This window comes from Ochrobactrum sp. SFR4, assembly GCF_019730395.1.
Lineage (GTDB): Bacteria > Pseudomonadota > Alphaproteobacteria > Rhizobiales > Rhizobiaceae > Pseudochrobactrum.
Genome location: NZ_JAAPBB010001149.1, coordinates 1 through 247, shown reverse-complemented (window position 1 = coordinate 247; position 247 = coordinate 1). Strand labels below are relative to the sequence as shown.

At 55.5% G+C, this 247-nt stretch carries 1 protein-coding gene; it reads right to left on the bottom strand.

The genetic code is table 11. From position 1 onward, the window contains the following. On the bottom strand, nt 1-247 hold a 247-nt coding region (locus HBA93_RS22645), incomplete at both ends, for a MerR family DNA-binding protein (protein WP_221724733.1).

The window sequence follows — 247 nt, the reverse complement described above, 5'->3', positions numbered from 1 at the left end:
CAAGGTATCAGCCATGGAGCGCATATCGGCAATTTTGGTTTCAAGTTCCGCCACATGGGCCAGAGCGATCTGTTTGACCGCCGCCGAGGCACGCTGATCATTGCGCCAGAGATTGAGCAATAATTTGATCCGCTCCAGTGACAGGCCGAGATCACGGCACTGACGGATAAAGCGCAGATTTTGCACATCGCGATCTGAGTAGACGCGATAGCCGGATGCAGTGCGGTTGGCCGCATCAATCAGCCCG